The sequence below is a fragment of the Sporosarcina sp. GW1-11 genome, assembly GCF_033088395.1.
Classification (GTDB): Bacteria; Bacillota; Bacilli; order Bacillales_A; family Planococcaceae; genus Sporosarcina.
On sequence record NZ_JAPMIW010000010.1, the window covers coordinates 38,431 to 64,418 of the forward strand.

Consider the following 25,988-nt stretch of genomic DNA (forward strand, 5'->3'; position numbering starts at 1 on the left):
CACTTCCACTCGCATACGTATAATATTAGATTTCCCCTTGTTCCACGATGGATCTACATGCGCTCATATTTTCCATCAAAATATGCCGTCATCACCGTCACCATCGTCACCTATTTGTTAAAATACATACCTTTTCTGAGTCTCTGTTGTACAATAAGAAGACTATATAGTTATATAGAGGAATCTCGTTTGTTTAAACGAATTATTAAGACATATACTAAAGTTATTGATCAAGAAGGGAGCATGAATGTGTTTAAAACGCCGGATATTGAAACAATGACGATTGACGATGTGTTAACACTCCCAGAGAGTCAGTATTTTGAACGCAAATCAGCCGAACTGAAAGCGGCTAAGCTGAATGTCCCATTGACAGCTATGGCAAACGCTGATGGCGGTGTCATTGCGGTTGGTGTTAGCGACGGTAATATTGAAGGGATTTCAAGGCAAGGGAATATTAAAGTTAATGATTATATACAGTGTAAGATGGCTCATTGTCATCCAAATGTAAAAGCGAAGGAACGCTATTTAGACGTTGTCAATGAGCATGGCGTGGAAGATCGCGTATTGCTCATACAAGTAGAACCATCGCCTAATACGGTCCATAAAACAGCAAGTGATGACGTATATCTGCGTATTGGCGATGAAAGCGTAAAGCTTAACCACGAACAGCGGCTTGACCTTGAATTTGATAAAGGAGAGCGCTCTTTCGAGGATCAGATTGTTGAGAACTGCAATCTAGCCGATCTCGATGAAGAACTACTGCGCCAGTACAGCAAAGCAGTAGGCTATGAAGGAGACGACTTAATACAACCTTTATATGCTCGCGGCTTCATACATCCTATGACAGATGGCGGTATACAGGTTACTGCTGCAGCAGCGTTGCTTTTCGCTAAATATCCTATGCGATTCTTTCCCAACTCGAGAGTCCGCTTCATTAGATATGAGGGAAGCAGTGAAGAAGTAGGTACGTCGATGAATATCATCAAGCAAAGTACAATTGAAGGACCATTACCCACTATGCTTGAGCACGCTAAAAAATTCATTTCGTCTCAATTGCGTGATTTCACCAGCTTAGATCCTTTATCAGGCAAGTTTGCAACGGTTCCTGAATATCCTGAATTCGCTTGGTTAGAAGGTGTAGTAAACGCCGTCACACACCGAGCATACAATATTACAGGTGATGATATTAAAATTAAAATGTTTGATGATCGCTTGGAAATAAGCAGTCCCGGACGATTCCCCCATATTGTCAATCGCGATAACATTAAACAAGTCAGATATTCAAGAAACTCACGTATAGCAAGAGCTTTAACGGACTTACGCTGGGTTAGGGAACTTGGTGAAGGCGTGAAGCGGATGTATAAGGAAATGGAAGACTTTTTCTTAGACGCTCCTGAATATAAGGAAACAGAGAGCTCTGTCGTCTTAACCTTGAAGAACAATATAGTTATGAGAAGAATTAGACGGGAAGAACGAATTAGTACCTTGATTTCTACGGAATGGGATGAACTAAATGAGCATGAGAAGAAAGCTATTGAGTATGTTTATAGTAAAGGGAGTATCAATACAACCCAGCTTAAAGAAATAATAAACAGAAGCAGAACTTCATGTAAGAATACATTAAAAGGATTAGTGGATAAAGAAATATTTGCATTGAACAGCACTTCTCCTACTGATCCAAATCAATTTTACACATTAAGGAATCTTGATAAATAAATTCTTACTTGTTGCAGGCTTAGCAACATTTGATGCAAGCTTAACAATTTTCTTATTGAGCTGTATCAAGTTTTGCCGGGATACTTAAAGAGATACAGCCTAATTGAGAGTATTTTAAGGTTTGCTTAGCATTTTCTACAGGAGCTTAACAACCTTTCAAGCAAGCTTGACATCTTTCAAGTGATAAAAACCAATGGAATACAACGTTTGTTACGTATATTTATTTCAACTTAGCTTTTCCTGCTGTCAGCTTAGCAATTTCTCTTGATAGCTTAACAATTTTAAATTACTTTTATAACAATTTTAAATCAGTAAAAGGTGAAATGCATTTTGATTTCACCTTTTATGTTTATATAACCATCCCGCTTGGTTGCCAAGTGGTTATTAGCTGTACACAAAAAAGAGCAGGACATATAGTCCCACTCCTCCCGCTAATGGAATATTTGGATTCAGGCTTAACCCTTGCCTTCCGGCGGTATATTAAATATATCATCTCCATCACTAAAATGACTAATAAAACTTCGTATTGCTGCTGACAAACCTTTTTGCATCTACATGAACAAAACCTGATTTCTACTAAATATTTCCCCTCTCATATCCAAAAAGCAATAATCCTTTCCTTTCAAATGAAACTTAGCGCATCGAATAGTCGCTAATACGGCACCCCTTTTCTGATACTCTCCCTTAAAATTCTTTAAAAGCTTCTCTATCATCACTTCATTACGAATCAAAAAGCTAACACTCGGAATTTCCCGAATACCTTTCGCATTACGATCTCGCACTAAAGGCTTTTCGAGCTCCAAGCGATAAAACTCTTTATCTTCTCTAAGGTGAAAATTCCCTTCAATACAAACAATAGAGTCCTTATGCTGCTTCCCATATCGGAAACACTTTTTCAGCTCATCAAGCCCTTCTCTGTAGTGGAACTGATCCCACCTGACAATCCTGTCAGCAATCTGCACTCTAATTTTCCTGCGAAAAGTGTCGTCATCTCCGTCACCAACGTCACCTTTCTCAATTTTATTATTGATTTCAATAATACGTTTAATAGTTGTAATATAGCGATCAAGCTGTTTATCCTGTTGCGGATTACTAAATATTAGCCTTGCTTTCTTCGGCTGCGCAATCGTTACGTTCACCTTATGTTCCATAGGCTGGTTCAAGTCGATTTGCAAAAGAAACTCTCCAACATCATTTTCAGTAAATCCATCACCGGTATCTTCTACTAACTGCCGTAAGTTCCCCAGGATATTAAATTCACAGTCATCCGAATGCTGCCAGGTTGCACGTAAGCAAGAGCGTTTCAATGTACCATCTCTTAAACGGTGAGACTTTACATATGAAATCCTATTACCGCATCCTACGCATTGCAGAGAGTCCTTTAAATCCGGTCTTTCGTCCAATTGCTGAAGTGTCATAATCGTATCACCAACAAGAGCAGAACTCATGCTTATATTCAAGGCTTCTCACCTTCCCTTTACATTTTATTCAGCGCATCAATCAGTTCTTCGCTACCTGGCTCAATATAGATGGCGGTTGTCTCAATCTTCTCGTGCCTCGCCAGCCTGCGGATCATTTCAATTGGCGTTCCTTGCCGGGCAAGGTTCTTGCAGAAGCTATGACGTAAACAATGCGGGGAGACAGCGGGCAGCCCAGCTAATACACTGTATTTTTTTACGAACTTATGGATACTGCGAACATTCAGCTGTCCTGAACGCTCGGATACGAATAGTTTTTTCGAATCTAGATGAACCGTCTTCGACACTTGCTTTCGCAGTTGCAGCCACTTCTTCAGATTGCGCGAGTACTTATGAATCAGCTTCACAACCGCATACTTCCCACGCTTTCCATCGCGCACAACGACACTTATGTGTTTTCCTTCAGAGCTAACGTCGGAGACCACTAAGTCGGCTACCTCTTGAACACGAAGACCTGTATAAAGCATTAAATCAATGATGGCCAAGTTTCTTGTGCGTAGCCATTCGTTCTGCTCCAATTCCGCATACGCCATGAACCGTTCTTGCTCCGCAGCAGACAACCATTTCGCTTTGTCTAAAAACGCATCAGAAACAGGAATGCCTTTCAAACGTGTCGTCGGATTCAGCTTGAGTGTGCCTGTCCCTTCTATATAACTGTAAAAAGATTTGAGTGCAGCAATATACTTATTGACCGTAACTGCACTTAAACCTTTTTCATGCCGTAAATACGTGATATATTCTTTAATCATGATTGGCTTGGCATTCAACACTTCCTGTTCACTGCCGATCCAGTCGAGAAAATTTTGTATGATTTGCCGATAAGAATTCACCGTCTTTGAATCTTTTGCTTCTTCGCTTAAATATAAGGCGAAAGAATTTACGATATCCATTTTGTCACGTCCCTTAACAACTATTCTCGGAACTACGCGCTGTAACGTATTTCCCTTACTCGGAACAAAACCATATCGAATAAAAGTAGTTTGTTCCGAGAAGGGCTATTCTACGCACTGCAACAATTTTATTATTTTCTGAACAACGCTTTCACTTCATGCGCGTATCCGTATCTTTGAAAGAAATCAATAACAGCAGTTTCGAAGATTTCTCGCTGTCTAATATTCTTTTCCCGTGCGAACTCAATTACCATTTGATTTAAAAGGTGACTGATGTGAATATTCTTTCCTTGCTGGATTCCCGGGATCATGTAGCGCGGTATCTGTTCTATAGTGCTAAGAGAACTTGCAGTATTCAATTTCGCATCTTCTATTTCGCCGTCTTCTACCGAAACACCATATACTCTTTCATAGTTGTTTTCCGCTGCAACCCACTGATATCCTTTGTTCCTCATATATTCTGCAAGTGCTCGGTGACTCTGGAAGAATAACTGCTCAGCAACTGCTTTTGCATCCAAGCCTTTTGCAAACAAGTCAATAATCTGTGCCACTTTTCCACCATGAATTTCCTGCGTGATGTACGTATCAGTATTCGTTTCACGTTTGATATAGCATTGCATTTCCGAGTCCCATGTGTAGCCACGCCTGCGCATATACATGTCAAGCGAGCGATAGTCCCTGTGGCCAAACTGTACAGCCAAATCCTCACGCGTTTTACCTTCTTGCAACGAATCAATAATAAGCTCAACGCGAGCATCATTTTGTAATTCAGAAACCATACCTTTTCCTCCTCCTAATCTAATAAGTCAACCGCATTACGTAAATCTAAATCCAGTATGTTTAAATAGATGCTCGTTGTACGCAAGCTTGCATGCCCAAGCAAGTGCTGAATTGTCACAATATTGACGTTTTTATTCAGCAAAATCGTCGCGAAACTGCGACGCAATGTATGATTCGTAATATTCTTGTCCCATCCAAGCGCTTCAGCTGCCATTTTTAATTCACGATTAATATATTGTGCAGAAAGCCGTCCCGTTTTCTTCGTCGCAAAAAAGTATTCCGAATCGGCTTCTCTCGTCTGCTGCAAGTACTCAATTAATTCCGTACGCAAAGATTCTGCAATCGGCACTTCTCTGTACTTACCCCCTTTCCCTTCGATTACATGAACGATATTCGTCTCCAAATCGACCTCCGATAGCTTCAACATTACGACTTCATTGACGCGCAAGCCGGTCTTCGCCATAAACAGGACAGCTAGTCGTAGGATAGGTTTTTCAATAACTTCTACTAACTGAGCAATCTCACCTTCTGTTAAAGACACTTTTTTTTGCTCGGTCACCCTAGCTGTATCGATAAACGTTGCTGGATTCTTCTCTATCCATTCTTTTTTCAACGCGTAGTTAAACATGGAAGAGACCGTTGATACATATCTGTTCCTACTGCGCGCCTTCAAAACTTTATCGACAGCCAAGTAATGAAGATACTGCTCAATGTCATGAACAGTAATTTCATCGATATAGACAGCTGCGTTGTATTCTTCGCTTAAAAATGTGTTAAAGAGTTTTAAATCCCTTGCATAGGCACGTTGTGTCTCGCCACTAAATTCTTTGAGCCGTATAGATCGCAAAAATAAAGCCATCGCATCATCAAATAGCACTGTACCTTGCTCCTTTCTTACCGATACAAGCAATAAAAAAGCTAGTATTGATAATAAGTAAAATTTATTCCACCTTCGAAATCCTGTGGATACGTCCATTCTTTTTCCGTATATATTCATATTGCATTCCATTTTTCACTAGCGTAGGCTGCAAGCGTTCAAGGGAGTTCTTTAATTGATTTGACGGAACCCAATGTTGATACCGCATATCTTCCTGGGAAACAAATGTTTTCAAGGTAGATAGTATTTCATATGCCGTACCCTCTATCGCATCTGTTGTTTTTAAGCAATTTTTGATTGCTATGCCTAGCAAACTTTCTTCCAATGCATCAATTGCTGCCGATGACTGGTTTTCTTCGAGTGCCGCTAAAAAAGCCCCTTTTTCAAAGCCAAAGTGCTTCTCAGCTGAGCAAGATAGTAGCGCAAAATCTGCCAATCTAGGATAATAGGGCAGACTAGTGCTAGGCAAATCACAAATTGCCCTGCTAAGAACATCGAAAAAAGCACCTAGAATTTCAGCTTTCACCTCATCAAACCTTGTCCAATATGTCCGTTCGTCAAGTCTTTTCCCCGATAGGCTGGGCAGATTGATAATAATCGCCCGGCTTGCTAAATCCGATCTGTGGGCCACATAATCTATGCCGTTTACAATCACTGGTCGCATCGCTGAGTGTATAAACTCTCCTCCGTTTGAAAATAATGTCCGAGTGGATATGCCTGCTCCCGTAGTCAATCGACACAGGTTATCAGACGCTTCATTTTTAATTGCAGAGACATTATCGAAGACAAGCAGGGAGGACTCTCTAGCTGCGATAAGGAGATCTTCTTCACTATTTGGCAACGTTGCTATTTCTAATGATGAAGGATCAACTAGCTTTTTAATAATCCTCGAATGAGTAGACTTTCCAGAACCCGAGAGTCCTTGATAGATTAAAACTGGAAATGGCCCTCTTCCCCGTAAAACTGCTAATATGAACGATACAAGCAGAATCCATTCTTGCTGGCCTTGGATATTCAGAAATTCTCTTAGCTTATTTATATCTCCATTTTTCTTAGGCTTTGGCATCTCCAGCAGCTTAATCGGCCGGATAAAATTAATCGGCACTTCATTGTTTTCAATTACTCTCCATCCTTCTTTAGAAATCACTACGGCCTCACCTGACTTATTTGCCAGGTCGATATAGATTTCTCCATTTTTCTCTGCTGATCGTATAGCAATATTTTTTATATTTTCCGATGAAAGTTCTTCACTTGCGATTACTGTGTCAATCGAATCCTTTAAGGCGCTTGAAGAAGGTGATTTCCCAAACAGATCATAGTATTCTTTCAGAAGCCACTTGCGAAATTTTCCACTTTCAAGTAATACGTGTTCTAGTACATTCCTAACTTTGATGGTAGCGTAAACATCTGAAGATTCGGTCACAAATAATTCTTCTACAGTATAGACAAGTTCAATCAAGGCTTGTCCTCGAGTAATTTCCTTCTGCTCGACACGCACTTTGATTTGCTCTTTTATCGGGAGCGTATCAAGATGCTTCACTTCCCCTAACTGCATCTTCTCTCGCTTCTCTTCATGATCAGACATAGACATTTTCACCTTTCAACAATCTGATTGCTTGATGACGCGAGATACCGTGCAATCTTTGCACTGCTTGCATCCCACTTCCCTTACCGCAACCTGCAAAACAAGAAAAACTACCATTTTCGATATTGAACCCAAATGAATTTTTATTGTCATCATGAAAAGGACACGTACTGCTGCGCCATTCTCCGTTTCCCCGTATATTCTTTACGAACGTTGAGTAAAAACTAGTCCAATCAATTCTTTCCCAATCGATTGCTCTGTTAATTTGCTTGTTTTTTGGATATACTTTAGAAGTAGAATTATTTTTTGTAGCGAAAAGTAAATCTACTAACCATTTCGGTAAATCCGCTTTCGCAGTCATTCGAGGTGAAATGATCCAGCCATAGACTTTTCCACTTGGATGCCGCGATGGCGGTACTACTACTTGCTTGCCGTCCGATAAAACATCAATTGTATTCCATAATTTCATGGATGGGATTCGTCCGTCATAATTGAAGTACAAATGCATCCCACGATTAGATTGAACTGACCAAGTAGCCGGTATTTCACCTAATTGCTTCAGCCTTGTCAGCGATGACATATCATCAATGTCTAAAACAATAACATTCGATATACTACCTGTGATTATGCCAAGGTTCATGCCTGCATAACTCGTCATCCTTCCAGATGTATCAGGTATGCCGTGAATAATATGCTCTTTTGTTAGTGGGGAGTGTAGAAAGCGAGTGGACCACTGTTTTACAATTGGTCTTTTTCCTGACAACGGTATCGGTGTGAATCCATAATCATACAGCTGTAAGGCCGATAAGATCGTCTTATCCATGGTCACACGCTCCTTTCTTTCTGTATTTTAGTTACAACGTCAATGATTTGCTGTTTTTGTTCATTTGTCATCTCTGTGCGAAGCAAACGGTATAGGCTACTTTCATGTATCCCCAGCTCTTTTGCTACTTCCCAAATAAAGATGTCTGATTGTTTCAAGTGTGATCTGACATCGGTGTTTGCTTTTGTCATAATGTCACCTCCTTAACTTATAAAACCAGTATTAGTTGATATTAAAAAACAACTGAAATTAAGTTGACTTTTAAAAAACAACTACTTGCACTTTCATCATAAAATCCCCCAATAGATTTGTCAAATGAAAAGGAGAAAAAGATGAAAATTTATCATGATCTCTTAAGAGATAGCATTTCGAGAAGTAGATTATCACTCGCTGATATTTCAGATCAGCTGATTGATATGGGTTTCTCTACAAAAAAAGATTATCTTAGTAAATTACAAAACGGTAAAATACCACCTGCTCGTGATGATTTAAATACCGCATTAGCTCGTATACTAGACATTGATGAAAACGAGTTAATTTTATCGGCACACCTTGCCAAATCACCACAAGCGTTTAAAAATATTATTTCTGAATACAATCAATTAGGACGGTTACTCACCGATTCTATAAAGCAGCTTTTCACCACTTTTTCTGTTGAAAAGTTGCTTTCCCAGGAAGATATAAAAAGTCTCGTAGCTGACGGCTTCACCATTCACGAACCCGACTTGTTTTTGACTGAGATAAAAGAAAAAATGAGTTCACTAGATAAGTGGACACTGTATCAATCAGCTATACAGAAATTTGAAATTAAATACGAAGAAACCGACTCTGTATCTGAAAAACTCTCGGTTAGTTTAACAGAACTTGAAAAAATATATTCCGAACAGAACAAACAGACAGTTCCTTTCTACACAAAAATGTACAGAGATTATTATGTTGATCCGATTGATTTTATTAGAGATGAAGTAATAGATTTAAAAGAAGACTATCAGGAGTTATATGAAAATGGAGACTTATTTTTTTTAGAAGCTTTTGATGATGGCATGGATATGGAGGGTATTGGTGCTAGAGAAAAGCTTTTAATAGCGAAGCAAAAGGATTTCACTAGTACAGATGTTGTTCTTCTCACCATCGATGACCAGCAAGCAATCGCAAGAAGATTACAGAGCGAAGAAGATTCTTACTTAATACGCACTGCTAACCCGCTTTACCCTGCAATGATTTATCACAAAGACCGCGTCAGTATTTTAGGAAAAGTTATTTCTGTACACAAGGAAATCAACTTCGATTAATGTCTAAATTTTTCTGTTCATCTTTCTAACTTGCTAAACGGCTATCTTTTGCTACAATAGAAACTAACAAAGAAATATAAGTGACCTAAACATTAAGAGTTTCGTTAGTATATTTAATAATTTGATAGCGAATGTTCCTTTACAAGGTTCGGCTATCCGCGTGTCCAACTACCAATTTTGCGACAAGGTGTCTGTTTTGGGGAGGACTTCCTTTGTTGTAAGTGTATGCAATTATCAATAATTCCGTAGCTCGGGCCTCTTGTTGGAGGATAAATACCACCTCGCTACCAGTGTGTCTGCAATTCAACAATATATGTGAGTGTTTAAAAAGCTTTGCGATCTATTCGCCAAAGCTTTTTTGCTTATCAAAATATCCTCTCCCCACCAATTTAGGAGGACACACTATATTATGAAAAACAGAATTATCATTCCCTACTTCACAAAGCTGGTCGGACATTATTATACAACACCTGAGAATCTCATCGGAAAAGAAAGTTTACGAATGAACCAACAATTATCACAATTGTATAAAACCACAGACTTATTTTTCTTGCAAGCATCAGATGACGGCATGAGTTTATCCGGCATAAAAGAATACGACAAACTACTAATCTCCATACAGAACGACTTCAAACCAACTGATATCGTCGTTTTAACATTCGATGACCAGCCTGCTATCATCAGATACGTACAAGAAGAAGATAATCACTATATCGTCAAGTCTACCAATCCTAATTACCCCACAACTATATTATCTAAAGAAAGCGTGCAGATATTCGGGATTGTGTTAAAAGTATGGCCGGAAATATCATTTATCTAATCTCTACTCAATGCAAAAAGGTCCGTCAGAACAATTAAGTGTTTAACAAACCTTTCTTCATCCACTATTTAAAACAGCAAAAGGAGCTGTATCGCATATGGCATACGCACTCGGTTATTCACTTGCACCAAAAACAGAAAGAATCTTAAAATTATTACTTTGCTATCGTGGCATGACTGCAAAGCAGCTAGCCTTCATCTTCTTTCAAACAAAACAAATCACATTATCACAAGAAAAATCCATTTACAACGATCTTGCTAAATTAAAAAAGCAGGGTTTAGTTAAATCACTTCGCTTGCAACAAAACGTCTCAAGTGGTTCACTTTATTACTTAAGCCAAGCCGGATATGATTGCACCAAAGACTTGCTGAACATTCAAAACGGCCAAATCGCAACGGGCTGGTTGCCGGCTGACTATGATGAATACGATGTGGCGGATCTCTCATATGATGTATATCTGCCGCCGTTAAAACAAACAGCACATCATCTATTGCTGATTGACTTTTTTTCAGAATTGCACATAAACAGTGATGAATTAGGCGAAACGATTGCACACCGTCATAACTTATACGCCGCCCGAAAGCATAAAACAAGAGAAGGCACAATTCAATACCGACCGGATGCTGAAATCATCATCAACAATAGCGTCTTTACGGTAGAAATCGACCGGGCGACAGAATCACATGAACAACTCAAACAAAAGTTTCAAACATACAAGCAATATTTCGAAACTATGGCCAATGACTCTAATAACGAAATACCCGCAGGCATCCTATTTATCGTTGAATCACGTCGTAGGGAACAAGGTATACAAAGACGCTGGCATAATATCCTGTCCGCCTTCTACAGCGTCCTGAGCGATTACAGCCATCGCCTGAATTTAATCTTAACAACCATCGACCAAGCAGCCGAAACAATTTTATTTGAAAGAGAACGCGAATTCTATAAAAGCAAAATCAAGGATCATATGAAATACTATATCGAACCAAACCAACGAGCGCACTTTCTGCAAAAAGAATCGAACGATGAACCACTCATTGTCATTGTCACAGACGAAACAAACGAATACCGTTTATTACTTTGTGACGTAGCACAAGAATACGAAAGCTCGATTTATAGAAAGCGTATACACTTCTATGATCGACAACTAAAAGGATACAAACAAAAACAATTCACAATTCACAATAAAAATGTCATATTCAAAGACTACAAGACCACCATCTTCTACCCAAAATACAAGCCACTCATTCTTGACTCATTTAAAACGTACAAACTAGACGTAAACCTAACGTATAAATTAACCGCGCTTTCAAAAACACTCGATTACCATAGTTTCGACTCGATACTAAACGCACCCGTCACCTACTGATCAAACTAGGAAGCCAACACAATAGGCTTCCTTTTTCAAGATAACGTGACAGGGGTGACGACAGTGACGGTCGTTTTCTACAGATAAATAACTACTCCCCAAAAATACGCTCTTCTTCTATTATTGAACACGGATCACATAGTCTTTTATCATCCCATATTATAAAGATTTCTTCCCTCGCCATACGTTTATGACACGCCATACAAAATCTTAGATAGACTACTTTTTGATCTGTTGACTTCTTCTGCCTAATCGACTGTTTCATATCAAATACCCCCTGTCATTTTACCAAACCTAATATAGTGAAGCAGATCTTGTCAACTTATAACCTACTTATCAAGTGACGGTCATTTTAGAAATATAATACACTTGTATTAATGGCCTGCGCACATCTCTTACACTTCTAAGCAATAATTTTTTGGGTACTAATCTAGTAACTACGATAGAAACACTGATTACTATGTCTATTACTCAGTAACCACTCTTTCTACAGTAGTTACCGATCTACAAAGCCACTGACAACGCTCTTTTCTCCCGGTTACCCCCTTTCTATTTTAACACCCAGACAATATGCCCTCCAATCGACTATGTCTAGCACGTATTGTCGGTTCTATTCCGCATGACTGGTTGAGGTCTTGCTAAGGCGCTACTAACAAGAAGCTATCCAAGTCGTTTTACAATCAGAAGGCTCACTTCTTATATCTTCATTCATTTGCCTAAATTGTGTTTGAATTGTGTTTGAATTGTGTTTGAATTGTGTGTGTATACTTGGTACCCTATCTTTCCACCCGCTATACGTTGCAACCTATAGGCTCAGTCGCTCGACCTGGTACCGTCTTTTTAAGTGTTAACGCATGTTGACAAACAGAAAGAAGTCATCCAATCGTTTCCACGATCAAAAGGCTTCCTTCTTGTATCCTCATTCATTTACTTGAATTGTGTTCAAATTGTGTGGGGACCTGGTACCCACTTCCATTACCTCACAATCAAACAGAAAGAAGCCCTCTGAATCGTTTCCACGATCAAAAGGCTTCCTTCTTGTATCCACGTTCATTTACTTGAATTGTGTTCAAATTGTGTGTGTACCTGGTACCCTACACTAGTTTATTGTTTTTCTACACTACTTATAGTGCCATCATCTTCAATCACAACAGTAAATTTAACAGTTCTTGTTATGTCAGAATTAGAATCAGATTTAATTTTTGCAACTAATATTACATTCATTTGAGAATCTGGCGTCTCATTTACCGTTCCATCATTATTTAAATATTGAGTATTATCTGATTCCCAAGTAACGATTGTATTATCATTAACAGTTGATGGTAATTCAAGTTTAGTGTTATCAGCCACATCAATTGTAGGACTTAAAGCTACTGCTGCTTCTAAAACATTTAATGTATTTAGATCAGTGGCTGGAACGTCCACTTGGTCTGCTCCTAAATTGTTATATGCAGTACGTGCTTGATTAATTAAATTAATTGCATCAGTATCACTATATCCATCGGTATTTGCCTTATTATCTGCTTGAGTTAATAAGATTTGGAAGTCTTTAACATTCTCGTTGACAATATCATCAACACCTGCACCACCGTTAGTAAATTTCTTGAAGTAATGTCCACTATATAAATAAGCATGAACGCTATTTGCATGTACATCATCAGAACCGTCTTTTGCAGAGAACAAGCGATTATTTGCTAAGTCTTTCACATTAATCACTGATAATGCGTGACTATCTGAAATTCTTTCTCCACCATCAATTGTTAGAACTACTTTATTTGGTGTGTTCACATCAAAAGCTACTGCAGTTACATTGATACCAGTATCTTCGTGTAAATGACCGTATGCAGGACCGAAGAATGCAAAGTCTGCGTTATTAAAGCCATCAATATTAGTTGACGTCACTGCTTCTGAGAATGTAATAGTTACTTTATCTTTATCATCACTTACTCTAGCCTCTGTAACGACAGGTTTTGCTTTATCTTCTACTGAACGAGTGTTAACAATGATTGAACCGTCTTTTGCTGTAATAATAAACCCATCTGCTGCAGTTCCAGCAAAGCCTGCTGCTGCAAGATTTATTTTAGCTTTGCCCGTGCTATTTGCAGGATTAGTAGAGTCGTAACCATTATAGTCAATAGTAGTTTCTTTACCATTTACATAAACCTTTTCATTGAAATTACGTGTGTTTTTAGGTACATCTAATTCAAAGATGTTGATTTTACCGTAACCCTTGTCTCTAGCATTAGGATAGCCTGCTGTACCGTTTGGCTTGCTTTCTGTATCTTCTCCAGTTACTGCTAGATCATCCTCAGTAGATTTTGCAATTGCACCTTTAACTGCTGATCTAGCTAAACTAATGTCTTTGTTTAGATAGTAAGCTTCTAAATCATCATCTAGAGAATTAGAACCAGTTTGAGTGTCCGTTAATTCAAACTCGTTGCCACCAGTTAATGCTTCTCCTTCTGCTGACTTGATGTTTGATGCAACGTTTAGAGCTGTTCCGAAGTCCTTATTCTCTCCGTCTGCTCCATTCCACGTTCCTGCAGGCATAACGATTGTAACACCGTCCCACTCTCTTGTAACGCCGTGGATACCTTTTAGTACTTGTGATCCTGTTGGTAAAGGTTGACCCATGAACACGTAGTTTTGTGTACGTGATACACCATCAGTTCCGCCTGACTTCATTTCTTTCGTGAACTTCACATAAATAACGTCTTTGTCAGCATGTTGCGTTCCAGGAGCTAGTAATTTGCTGTTACCACTTGCTGAATCATCAAACGCAGCCCATGCGACTTGTGTTTTTGTCTCTTGCTCATCTACTTCAGTAGCTACAATTGTTACTTTTTCGCTCACTGTTGCAGAAACGTTACCGATATCATCAGAGATTGAACGGATGTAAAGTGTCCACTCGCCTGCTTCTAATGTAGCGCCAGTTTCAGGTTTTAAAGTGAATGCATAGTTGTCATAAGAAACATCTGTTGCAGTTGCTTTAACTACTTTGTCACCTTTTACAAATTCGTAAGTTGGTACTGGTACACCAGTATTAACATTTCCTTGATCTTGTGATGGCGTTAAACCTTCGTTATTAGCATTAGTAATAGGATTAGAGTCAGTATCAACGTTTTTCACTGGCTCTGTCATCGTCACGCGAACAGCAGGAGTTAATACGTTATTATCTGTAACTTGCTCTGCATGTGCGATTTCTGGCGACTCACCGTCATAGATCAATTTAACATCTAACTCTTGTTTCGCCATTTTGTTTCCGTTAAGTGATTCAACGTTATCCAGTGTTACCGTATAAGGGTTTTTCGTTGATGCAAAGTATGTTTTAGTCGGATTAGTTTTCGTTTGGTATTTCTCAGTCCAGTCTTGTGTAAACTCGATTAAGAAGTGTTGTTTGCCATCTAATTTACTCGCATCATGATTTGGATCTAAGACTCCACCATTCTTTCCATCCTTATCAATCCATGAAACAATGTAATCTCCATTAGCTATAGTAGCATTCGTCATTACAAATGTATCATTTGCATCAGCTGATTTAAGTGAGAATACATCTTTAATCTTTTTACCTGTTACACCGTATACTTCTTTGTCGAACGATACTTTCCACTGTTCTGCAGACTGTACTTCAATCTCTGGTACAGGTACTGTCTTATCCGCTACCACGTTAAAGTCAAATGTATCTGTGACAACTTTGTTTTGTGTCGGGTCAACGTCTTGTGCGTAGTCACCAACGTTTGCAATTTGAATCTGGTGTTCGCCTTCTGCAAGTGCAAAGTCTTTGTGTACATTAAATGTTACGATGTTACGCTTATCAATTACATTACCATCTTCGTCAGGACCGTACTTACCTGCTGTTAAGCTCGTAACATAAATTTTATTGTTATTTTTTGCTGAAGTAATCTCTTGTGGTGTTGGATCAGCTTTAACAATTATTTCACGACCATCTAGTAAGAAGTTATCTTGTTTAACAGTCTTACGATCAACTGTCTCTGTGAAACGAACGGCAAATTCTAATTGGTCTTTCGCCGATACACCAAGAACTGCTGGACGTGATGTATCTGTTAACATGAAATCAACACCATCATTGTTTGCTAATACGACATTACCTACTGTAGCTGGAAATGATACGTTATGGATAACATTATCACGTAAGTAGTTGTTACCAGCTGGTGCATCTCTCCAAATATTTGTTTGTTCAATACGGTTGAAAGCACCTGCTCGGTCAACATCTAAAATAAACTCTAATGTATTTGGCGTTAAGTTTATAACATCTTTCACTAATACACCTTTACCATCTACTGAAACCATGAAATCCCCTGCAGCTATTTTAGCAGCACCAAGCGCTTTTTTATAGTCTGCTGCCGAAATATCGTCAGAGAATTTCACGTGGAAGCGATCACCTTGTGAGGACTCTGCAAATACTGGCTGTACAAACGTGATTTTTCCTTCGTCATCTTCTTGTGGCTTCGGGGTGAATACGATTGTTTTCTGATTTGTTAAGCCTACATATTCTTTTGCACCTGGTACGTCAGCAATTGTTGCTGTAATAAATGACTCTACAGATGTAGCCGATGCTTCTGATGTTAATTGTACAGTTGCTTTACCATCTTGAAGTGCTGATGTTGTCTGTCCTAGTCCACCACGTGTTGCTTGGAACTGAACAACTCCATCCTCTTCTACAACTTTACCTGTTAAGCGATCACGTAATGTAACAGTAATCATTGTGTTTGTTGCACCGTCAGATGTAATAACATCTTTTTCAGCTTCTACTTCTAATATGAATAACTCACTTACTTGTGGAATTTTTACTGTTGCTTCGTGTGCTGGATTCGCTACTGTAACTGTTGTTTCTTCACCATATTTTAAACCTGTAACTGTAAGTGTAGCGATGTCACCTGACACGCTAACATTCTCAATTTCACCTTTTGATACTGAGAAGTTACCCTTTTTCGCTTGATCTTCCGTTAAGTCACCGTTGAACTGTACTTGGATTGTTGTAAGGTTAATCGCCTTTACCGATTCAACAGCAACATCCGTCTTCAACTCAGCAATCTTCGCCTGAAGTGCTGCAACCTTCGCTTCCAAAGCCGTTACATCTGCACCAAGTGCCTTAGCCGCTGCTACAAGAGCCGCTGCTGCTGTTACGTTTTCTTCATCAGTAACTTTCACTTCTGCAACTGTCGGAAGTGCATTCACTGCTTGAGTAGCCGCATCTAAAGCTACCTGTGCTTCATCAACCGGCTCTCCGTATATCGGGTTACCGTTTTCATCAAATTCTACTCCTACATAGTCATCGCCAGAAACTAGGTTTCCTTCGTCTTCAAGAGCTAGCTCAAGCAATGCAGAAGTGTCTAGTGTTGGGTTATCGAAAAGAAGATCTACGAATTTTCCGTAGTCAATATACTGACCGTTTACACCAATTGCTGTTGGTGCTTTACCTTCAAGAAGTGTTACGAAATTACCTTCTCCAAACAATGAATCTACATAGTCTTCATAGCTTACTAGGAATGACTGACCTTTATCGTTAACATATACCAACTGATCTGCTTCTACTGTTGCAGTTGCCGCAAATGCTCCGATTGGTGCTACGACCGATGGTATTACAAGTGTTGCTGCAAGTGCCGCAGATGTTAATACCTTATATGGCTTATTCATAAATTTTTTCCTCCTCAAGTTTTGCTTTAGTTGTTTTTACTTAGTCTTCAGTCTATTCCAATTACCTTGAACTCACCGTCAACGGTAGTTCCATCAGAATATATCGGTTGTCCGTTTTCAAAACCGATGATTGTTTGATACTTAGATTTCGTTTCTTCATCTACCAACTTATCATTTGCTTGTAAAGCAACATCGATAATTTCGTACGCATCCTTATCCATTTCAGTGAATAGTAAGTCCTCATAATCCGAATAATGAATAAAGGAATTTCCAACACCCAATGCAATCGGGCTTTGTCCAGTTAATAATCTTGTGAGATCTGGATTTTCTCCAAATAACACATCTTCGTAATCAGAGTAATCTACTTTCACTTGCTTACCATTCAAAGAATACACTAACGAATCCGGTGCAGCAGCACTTACAAATGACGGAGAAACAACAGCTGGAATAAGAACGCCTACTGTTAAAACAGACGCAATTAAACGTGTATGTTTTTTCATATGTTAATCTCTCCTTTCTTTTGTAGTGAAGTCCTTTCAAGAAATACTCCCTGAAAGGACACACATACAAAATTTAACGTACTACAATTTTACCGTTTTCTATAACTTCTAAAGCATCTGCTTTTAAAGAGTTATTGAAATAGATATTTCTTGTAGCGTCATGCTCAAGCTTTTTCATCGCTGTACCAAAATCTAGGTAGAACTTTGAATTTCCTGAGTTTTGGAAGTGGTGAGCTGGAATTCGTACGATATACGTTTTGAAAATTGGATCGAAACGAACGGCGCCGTCTAATTCACTAACTGTCTTTCCAGCTATAGTGTTCAACTACTACCATCTCCTACTTACTTGATAACAACAAATGTTGAAGCTTCAACAGCAGCAACGCTAGCCGCATTAATGCCTTTTGCTTGGAAATAATCTTTTCCAGCTTCAGCGATTGCATCATAGTTAACACCGTCAACAGTGATTACTAGCTTTGTAGCGTTAGCATCTACGCCAGCTTTTGGTATGCGTACAATGTAGCGTTGAGTAACGCCATCAAAAACTGCTCTACCGTTTGCAGATGCAACTGTTTTTGGTGTAGCAGCTACTACTTTTGCTGTAGATCCTTCTACTTCAGCAACGCTATCTGCTGCGATACCACGTACTTCAAAGAAGTCTCTTCCAGCAACAGGTAGTGCGTCATAGTTAACGCCTTTTACTGTAATTGTTACTTTTTCAGTATTAGCAGGAGCTGATGCTAGTGGAATACGAACGATATAACGTTGTGTTACTCCGTCAAATACTGCTGTACCGTTTAATTTTGCAACTGTGTCGCCAGGAAGTCCTGGTACTACGATTGCATTCAAACGATTTACTAGTGCTGTTTTCTCTGCGCCGTCTTTAAGTGCATTTACCTTCACGCGAGCAGCATCTACAGCAGCTTGAGTTTTAAGATTTTCAGCATTCACTACAGCAGCTGTAGCATCTGCTAACATGCCATCTAAAGTGATTGCAACGATTTCGTTGAATCCAGTTAACTTCGTACCATCTTTAGAAATGATATCTTTGTTAATAGAAACTGTGTTGCTGTCAGCTTTTAATACATCCGCGTTGTTGAACGTGATGATTACTTTTTCGTTACCGTTGTCTTTGTTACCGTCAGCGTCTGTAACTGTAATAGTAGCTACGTTAGACAATTTCTGACCATTCAACGTCCATAGTGATGGGTTCGTTACGTTGCTTGTACCATCCGTGTGGTTAACAGCTTTAGTGAACGTAATTTCGATTCTGTCGTTTTGTCCTTGACCAGCAGCAAAGTTTAATGCTTTCACTACGCCGCCACCAAATGCGCCGTTCGCTTTGTTTTCGTTCGCATTTTCTTTAGCAATGATTTCAAATACGTTCGCTTGAACTTCTTTCACTAGTGTGAAGTCTTTAACTAGTGTTGCAGCTGTGTTACCTACATCATCAGAGATTGATTTAACAACTACTGTCCAGTCTGCACTGTAACCGTCTTTGTTCACTAGCTCTTGTAGACCTTTTTGACCAATTGCTGTTGTTACGTCGAATGCCTTGTCAGCACCTTTTTGCTTATCAGAGTAACCAATTACGCGACCTGGGATCACGACATGCTTACCGTCTTTGTTTTTTCCTTGGAATTCAACAAGAGTTTCAGCCAATTTCGCTTGACCTACAGCTAATGTCGGGCCTGCATTGTCTTTAGATCCAGTTGCGCCTGCATCATACAATTTAACCGGCTCGTTCATTGATACTTTGAACGTTACTTGGTCAGACAATTGATCGATTGCAGAGATTACTGGTGAAACGTTGTCTGCTGCGTTCAATGCAGAACCAGTATAGTTCAATTTCAATTCCATTTCTGCTGAACCGATACCGTTGTTGTCGTTAACGAATGCATCTTTAGCAAACTTGAACTGGAAGTTGTAGTTGTAGTACGCGTCGTTCTCTTTCTTCAACAATTTCGTCCAGTCTTTAGTCAATTCGATCACATAGTCGTTATCGTGTTTCACAGCTTTGAAGAAATCAGTAGCTGTTGTTCCAGCAACGAATACCGACTCACCAATTGCAGTTAGAGCACCAGTACTTGTGAATACATCAAGATATTTAGCAGATGTTTCATCATAGATTTGGAATGCTTTCGCTACTTGATCGTTTGTCAAAACAGTGTTGATTGTTTTGTCGAATGATAGACGGAATTGTTCCGGTGATTCAACAGTTGTAGCTGCTACTGGAGCTGATTTATCGTCAGCAACATTAAATCCTAGAGCCTGGCTAGTTGAAACGTTTTGTTGTGGATCAGTTAGAGCAGCGAAATCGTATAGCTCAGTAGTTACTAATGTGTGGTTGCCCGCTGTGAAGTAACGTTGAGTGTTCAAGTTTTTCGCAGTTTGACCTGGACGATCTTGTAGGTAGTTACCTAGTGTAATTGTCGCGATATCACGGTTGTCGATACCTGTCGCTGCATCGAAATCACCAAATTCTACTGTGAAGTCGTTGTCTTTGTTAGTAAGCAATCCATCAATAGTGAATTGACCTTTTGCAATAGACTCAGAGAATTTCACTTTTAACTTTTTCATGCCTTCAGGTGTTACAGATGTAACTTCTGGTTGACGAGCGTCAGTTAATGTGAACGTTTTTTCATTATCAGTTTTACCGATTTTAGCAGCTACATAAACACGGCTGTTATCGATTAAGTGGTTTGCAACACCGTTAGCTTTTGTTTTCGCAAGGATTACTTCGATTGCTTTTGCGTTACCTTCAACAGAACGTAAGCCAATGATATCTTTTTTGTCTCCATTTTTATCCGTTTGGTGAATAGCGATGCCAACCGTATCTTTCAATACTTGCTTCGTGTAAGCAACATTAGCACCATTAAAAACTCTTTCTGTTACAAACTTGCCATCTTTAGTAGTTTTCAAGAATGTAGCAGGTGATACGTCTTTATCGAAGTAAAGAACTACACGGTCTGCTTGGTTAGACTCAGCGTCTAGGAATGTTACAGCATTTGGATCAGTTGTAGCTGATGTTGGTACGAATGTTACTGAACCTTCACCAGTGATTTCACCGATCAATTGCTTGTAGTCTTCAGAAGCTTCGATTACTTTTGCAGTAATTCTTGAAGTAACTGCTTTAGTAGAGAATTCAGAAGCTAATACGACTGAACCAATACCATTTTCGATTGTTACACGGCTGTTTGCCAAGTTACCGAAAGTTGCTTTAATGTCTAAAACAACATCTTTAGCGCCTGTGTCAACTTTACCGTCAGCACCTAGTAAACGGAATTCGATAACTGTGTTATCTGCACCGTCAGCTACTACTTGCGCGTGTTTTGGTGTTACTTCTAGTGTCCACTGCTCAGCGATTGCTGGAGTCTTGAACGTAGAGTTAGCGAATTCAACTACTTCTCCGTTGATCTTCACGTTTTTCGTTGCTAGTGTGTACTCTTTACCGAATGCAAGTCCTGATACGGATAGAGTAACTTTCTTCTTATCTTCAGATAATGTAGCTGCGTTTACTTTTCCACCTTCGATAGAGAAGTTTTCTGCAGTTGCAGCGTCTACTGCTGTGTTGAATGTTACTTCAACTACAGTGTTTGAAATTGCTTTTGCAGATACAGCTGGAAGATTGCTTACTTTAACTTGTGCAGTTTTGTACAAGAATGAAGCGAAGTGTCCACGAGTTGTGATGTTTTTTGGGTTGAAAGCTGGTGCAGCTGGGTTTGTGATATCGAAGAAGTCTAATACGTCAATGTAAGGACGAGCTTCTGCTTTTGCTTTGTTAAGGTCAATTACGTCTCTTTTGAAGTCTTGACCTTTAACGTATTCCACTAGATCTGTTTTGTAGATTGCGTCATACGCACGAACTAGAACTAAAGCCATGTTCTCACGAGTGATCTCGCCAGTAGCGCCTAGTGTTCCGTTTTCGTAACCGTTGAAGATTTTGTTGTCTTTAACGACAGCAGAATACTTCAAAAGTTCGTCGTTCGTTTTGTCTGTTTGATCTGCAAAACGTGGGTTTGTTTTGTAGTCAGCAGGGATTTCGTAGCCCTGATTGTTTACAAGCCATTTACCCAACATTTTCACTACGTCTGAACGAGTCAATGTTTTGTTAGGTTTGAATGTACCATCTTCATAACCTGAGATTGCGCCCGCTGCTACTAGAGCATTAATCGCTTCTTCATGTGTGTTGCCTTTGATGTCTGTAAATTCCTTTGTTGCAGCGCTTGCTACTGGTGCTACTGCAGAAGCTACTAAAGCTACTGATGCTGCCCCTACTACAAACTTGCGATATTTCGTTGGTTGGTTAGCCATTTAATAATTTCCTCCTCTTAGGTATCTCTTCGTCTTACAGGTTTACTACCTATGTATGAAAGTAGTAGACATTACAAGTAAAGTATAGATAAGAACTGATAATAAGTCAATTGAATCTTGGAATCTACACTAGTCCGCTAGTGTTTTTTTGACGCAACTTCTATTCTACTGAAAGCAATAGATAACACAAGTATTTACATATCGAACCTAAAAATAGAGTAATTAAGTAGTAGGTGGAACGTTTGCATACAAAAAGGCTTGAACAGATGGGAACTGTTCAAGCCTTTTTGTTAGCGGTCAACCAACCGTAACGCTTTGCACATGTGTGCTATATTTTAAGAGGAAATCATCCTTACACTTCCGTATTCTACCACCTACTCTAGTAGATTACAAGATTAGAGAAGTAGATTTATTTGTAGTATTCAATTAAACCTCACGACTCATTCAGGTTCAACTTCCAATCTACGGGATAGAAATTTCGGTGTTTGAATGTCTACTTCTTCTTATACACTTCTACTAGAAACTTTGGTAGATTCATTTGTCTCTTAATTCTACTAGGTTCTAGTAAGAGTCTATAGAGCCATTCAGCACCCATCTTTTGGAAAGCAATTGGCGCTCTTTTGATGTTTCCTGCTAACACATCGAATGAGCCTCCTACCCCTTGGAATAACGTCGGGTAAAGATGCTCGCGGTGTTGTTCGATCCATTGCTCTTGTTTCGGCGAGCCCATCGCGACGAATAGGATGTCCGGTTGCGCTTGGTTAATTGCATCAAGTACAACTTGGACATCTTTTTCGTAGCCATGCTGCACACCTGCGATTTGTATTTCTGGATACATCGTTTGAAGTTTGGCAGCCGCCGCTTCGGCTACACCCGGTTTTGCGCCGTAGAGGAATATACGTTTACCTCTTACAGCCGCTTCTTGTACGATGCGATCCATCATGTCGATTCCTGTCACGCGAGAGCGGATTTGTCCTTTTTTCAGCTTAGACGCAAGAATGACGCCGATGCCATCCGGGATTTGGAATTCCGCCCGGTTGAGCAACGCTTTTAGTTCAGGATCTTCTTTCGCTTTCATCAGCTTTTCAGGATTGATCGCTACGACGAGTGATTTCTTTCCTTCATCGATATTGGCGAATACTTTCGGAATCAATTCATCATAGTTTTCCGTGTTGACGGAAACGCCTAGGACTTCTTCTTTCATAGCATGAACTGTCCTTCTTTTTTGCCGTCTCCTAGTTTGAAGAAACGATATTCCGCTCGCTCCCATTTATCTGCGTTGAGGGCGTTTTTCGTATCGAGCACGATCGGTCTTGGCTGTTTCGTTTGCAAGCTCTCTGGATCGAGTTGTTTAAATTCATCATGGTCAGTAGTTAATAGAAGGAGATCCGCATTTTCGATTGCTTCATCAAGTGTCGCAGTTTGTGTCGGATGCTGTAATTCTTTAATATGCGGATCGAATGATGTCACTGCCAATCCTAGTTGTTGCAATGACTCGATGACTTTTGTTGCTGGGCTTTCGCGCATATCGTCAACGTTACCTTTGAACGCTAATCCAAGAACCGCCACTTTACCGTTTTCCACACCGTATTGTTGAAGTAATTTTTGCGCTCTCTGCGCGGTATACATCGGCATGCCATCGTTTGTCAGGCGAGCTTTTTTAATGATGTCCGCTTTGTCTGGTGCAAGTTCGACTAAGAACCACGGATCGACTGCGATACAGTGACCACCTACGCCAGGACCTGGTGTATGAATATTGACGCGCGGATGGAAGTTCGCAAATTTGATAGCTTCCCAAATATCCACGTCGATAGTTTCTGCGATTTTCGCTAGTTCATTGGCAAATGCGATGTTGACGTCACGGTACGTATTTTCCATTACTTTAACAAGTTCTGCTGTTGTCGCATCTGTTACATGAATAGTTCCTTGAACAAATACTTGATAGAGCTCTTTCGTCATTTCCGCTGATTTCGGGTTAATGCCCCCTACGATACGGTCGTTGTTGACGAGTTCTTCGAAAATCTTACCTGGAATCACGCGTTCCGGTGAGTGCGAGACGAATAGTTCTTCACCGATGGCTAGACCTGTTTTACGCAATTCTGGCAACATGACGTTTTCTACTGTCTTCGGCGGCACGGTAGATTCAAGAATAACGAGTGCACCTTTTTTTACGTACGGAACAATCGACGCTGTAGCTTGTCGGATGAATTCCAAGTTCGCTGTGTTGTCCGGATTGATCGGTGACGGCACCGCAATGATGTACGTGTCCGCTTCTATCGGTGTAGTCGATGCAGTGAAATTTCCATCGTCTACCGCTTGCTCCAGGCGTTGCTGCAGACCGTTTTCTTCTATATGTAATTGCTTGTTGTTGATGAGTTGTACGGCACGCTCATTTTTATCGACGCCGTGGACTTGTAAACCGCTGTTTGCAAACATGACGGCAGTTGGGAGACCGATGTAACCTAGGCCTACTACGCATAATTTCTTTTTCATGGGTGTATTACCTTCGCTTTCTCATTTCGTCTTGTCGTTGACATCTATATAGTATAACAAGTTATCGGGCGGGCTTCCAATTTAATTGGTTGTTTTCTGAACAGTGTACGGTGTGTACGTCCCTTGAATAACGTGACGACCGTTCGCGCCTAGAATGCCTGGATGCACGATGAGCATATATTCCCCGCCTAGTTGCATAGGACTCGCAGGTTGGATCGTCATCGTTTGGTCATTCGCTTGTTTTTTGTTTGTACGTATAGAGACGCTACCGAACTTCACAAGTTCCATTTTATTAAATTTATCAGCCGGACCGAAATTCATTGCTTGTGTGAATTCGACGTTGAATATTTTTTGACGTGGTACATCCGTCGGTCCTTTAATAAATTTATAATTTTTCGCGACTAAATCTGCCATGACGAGACGTTTATGCATACCTATTTGTTCAGTACCTGGTTTCATGTAAATCGTCGGTTTAACACCTACGTGCTGAACAGGCGTCCCTTTTGGCCCAGTGTAGTGACCCGTTGTCAGTTTCAATGCCCCGCCATTTTCTAGTTCAAATAGCGATTGAACACTCCCCTTTCCTTTCGTAGTCTCCCCTACTACAACGGCTGCATTCTGATCTTTCAGGCTGACTGCGACAATTTCTGACGCAGATGCTGAGTAGCGATTGACGAGTACGTAGGTGTCTGCCGGGAATGTGTTTTTTGCTGGGATGGATTTAGCAGATTCCGTCCCCATGCGTGTTTTTAAGTTATACGCATCCTTCGCTTTCGGGAAGAAGCCTAGTAGTTGTTCGGCACTTTCAACGTAGCCGCCACCGTTAAAGCGCAAGTCTAGCATGAGCTTCTTCGCCCCTTGGCTTTTCAAGCGCGCCCAGTGCGTGTTGACGTCTTCTAGGAGATGCGCTGAAAAGGTTTTGATTTTCATATACCCGATGTCGCCATACAACATCTGGGATTGAACATTGTTTACATTGATAGGTGCTGTTAGCGACGCCACTTGTATCGTCGGACTAGCACTTGCATATTGGTTTAAATAGTCTTTGTATTCCGCTGGCGTTAGGTAAACGGAATATTCATCGAGCTGATTGATAATTTCATTCAGCGTTTTGGCTTGTCGTATGTTTGACGGCTGGTCACCGTAATAATACATTTCGACAATATCTTTTATTTCATCCAATGTAGCGGCTAGGGATGTAGGTGCTAGGCAGAGCCAGATGATAACGGTCGCTGCTGCAAGTACAGTTTGTTTCATAGCGCTTCCTCCTTTAGCAGTTGGTGACGTTTCACGGAGCTTTATGTTCTAACCCCTTCATTTACATTTAGTGTCGGCTTAGGATGTCTAGTATATACCCCTTGAATATCGCCAGTGCTAATTTTATATGTACACT

18 protein-coding genes are annotated in these 25,988 nt (G+C 40.0%); 4 read left to right on the plus strand and 14 right to left on the minus strand.

From position 1 onward, the window contains the following. Positions 1-189 precede the first annotated feature (189 nt). Entirely contained in the window at positions 190-1,716 is a 1,527-nt protein-coding gene (locus tag ORD22_RS08165; RefSeq protein WP_317645441.1) for an ATP-binding protein, read from the plus strand. Between the two features lie 551 nt (positions 1,717-2,267). On the opposite strand, the gene ORD22_RS08170 is transcribed toward ORD22_RS08165, so the two are convergent. The 7 genes from ORD22_RS08170 to ORD22_RS08200 all read right to left on the minus strand — a co-directional run bounded on the left by ORD22_RS08170 (position 2,268) and on the right by ORD22_RS08200 (position 8,340). Continuing rightward, positions 2,268-3,176: a hypothetical protein gene (locus ORD22_RS08170; RefSeq protein ID WP_317645443.1), complete on the minus strand. Its 909-nt coding sequence runs from the start codon at positions 3,174-3,176 to the stop codon at positions 2,268-2,270. Between the two features lie 17 nt (positions 3,177-3,193). Continuing rightward, entirely contained in the window at positions 3,194-4,084 is an 891-nt protein-coding gene (locus tag ORD22_RS08175; protein WP_317645444.1) for a tyrosine-type recombinase/integrase, read from the minus strand. 131 nt (positions 4,085-4,215) lie between these two features. Continuing rightward, positions 4,216-4,863 carry a hypothetical protein gene (locus ORD22_RS08180; protein WP_317645445.1) on the minus strand — a complete coding sequence of 216 codons (648 nt, stop codon included), beginning with the start codon at positions 4,861-4,863 and terminating at the stop codon, positions 4,216-4,218. 14 nt (positions 4,864-4,877) lie between these two features. Continuing rightward, entirely contained in the window at positions 4,878-5,741 is an 864-nt protein-coding gene (locus ORD22_RS08185) for a tyrosine-type recombinase/integrase (protein WP_317645446.1), read from the minus strand. Between the two features lie 64 nt (positions 5,742-5,805). Next, a complete protein-coding gene (locus tag ORD22_RS08190; RefSeq protein WP_317645447.1) occupies positions 5,806-7,326 on the minus strand; it encodes a P-loop NTPase family protein in 1,521 nt (506 codons plus the stop codon). Next, positions 7,319-8,149 carry a bifunctional DNA primase/polymerase gene (locus ORD22_RS08195; protein WP_317645448.1) on the minus strand — a complete coding sequence of 277 codons (831 nt, stop codon included), beginning with the start codon at positions 8,147-8,149 and terminating at the stop codon, positions 7,319-7,321. Before ORD22_RS08195 ends, ORD22_RS08190 begins: the two co-directional genes overlap by 8 nt. A gap of 2 nt (positions 8,150-8,151) precedes the next feature. Beyond that, positions 8,152-8,340: a hypothetical protein gene (locus ORD22_RS08200; protein ID WP_317645449.1), complete on the minus strand. Its 189-nt coding sequence runs from the start codon at positions 8,338-8,340 to the stop codon at positions 8,152-8,154. A gap of 141 nt (positions 8,341-8,481) precedes the next feature. Between ORD22_RS08200 and ORD22_RS08205 the strand changes: the two genes are divergently transcribed. The 3 genes from ORD22_RS08205 (at position 8,482) to ORD22_RS08215 (ending at position 11,630) form a co-directional block, all read left to right on the plus strand. Beyond that, a complete protein-coding gene (locus ORD22_RS08205; protein WP_317645450.1) occupies positions 8,482-9,441 on the plus strand; it encodes a S24 family peptidase in 960 nt (319 codons plus the stop codon). A gap of 409 nt (positions 9,442-9,850) precedes the next feature. Further along, positions 9,851-10,261, plus strand: coding sequence for a S24 family peptidase (locus tag ORD22_RS08210; RefSeq protein WP_317645451.1), 411 nt, complete (start codon positions 9,851-9,853; stop codon positions 10,259-10,261). Positions 10,262-10,358: 97 nt separating this feature from the next. Further along, complete coding sequence (locus tag ORD22_RS08215; protein ID WP_317645452.1) at positions 10,359-11,630, plus strand: replication-relaxation family protein; 1,272 nt, start codon at positions 10,359-10,361, stop codon at positions 11,628-11,630. Between the two features lie 1,104 nt (positions 11,631-12,734). On the opposite strand, the gene ORD22_RS08220 is transcribed toward ORD22_RS08215, so the two are convergent. The 7 genes from ORD22_RS08220 to ORD22_RS08250 form a co-directional block, all read right to left on the minus strand. After that, positions 12,735-17,288, minus strand: a complete 4,554-nt coding sequence (locus ORD22_RS08220; protein ID WP_317645453.1) for an Ig-like domain-containing protein — start codon at positions 17,286-17,288, stop codon at positions 12,735-12,737. Positions 17,289-17,335: 47 nt separating this feature from the next. Then, a complete protein-coding gene (locus ORD22_RS08225; RefSeq protein WP_317645454.1) occupies positions 17,336-17,788 on the minus strand; it encodes a hypothetical protein in 453 nt (150 codons plus the stop codon). A gap of 73 nt (positions 17,789-17,861) precedes the next feature. Beyond that, on the minus strand, positions 17,862-18,113 hold the full coding sequence (locus tag ORD22_RS08230) for a hypothetical protein (RefSeq protein WP_317645455.1): 252 nt from the start codon (positions 18,111-18,113) through the stop codon (positions 17,862-17,864). Positions 18,114-18,130: 17 nt separating this feature from the next. After that, positions 18,131-22,102 carry an S-layer homology domain-containing protein gene (locus tag ORD22_RS08235; protein WP_317645456.1) on the minus strand — a complete coding sequence of 1,324 codons (3,972 nt, stop codon included), beginning with the start codon at positions 22,100-22,102 and terminating at the stop codon, positions 18,131-18,133. Between the two features lie 493 nt (positions 22,103-22,595). After that, positions 22,596-23,306, minus strand: a complete 711-nt coding sequence (locus ORD22_RS08240) for a WecB/TagA/CpsF family glycosyltransferase (protein ID WP_317645457.1) — start codon at positions 23,304-23,306, stop codon at positions 22,596-22,598. Beyond that, positions 23,303-24,595, minus strand: coding sequence for a nucleotide sugar dehydrogenase (locus ORD22_RS08245; protein WP_317645458.1), 1,293 nt, complete (start codon positions 24,593-24,595; stop codon positions 23,303-23,305). The genes ORD22_RS08240 and ORD22_RS08245 overlap by 4 nt, the downstream gene beginning before the upstream one ends. 81 nt (positions 24,596-24,676) lie before the next feature. Further along, positions 24,677-25,852 carry a S41 family peptidase gene (locus tag ORD22_RS08250; protein WP_317645459.1) on the minus strand — a complete coding sequence of 392 codons (1,176 nt, stop codon included), beginning with the start codon at positions 25,850-25,852 and terminating at the stop codon, positions 24,677-24,679. Positions 25,853-25,988 lie beyond the last annotated feature (136 nt).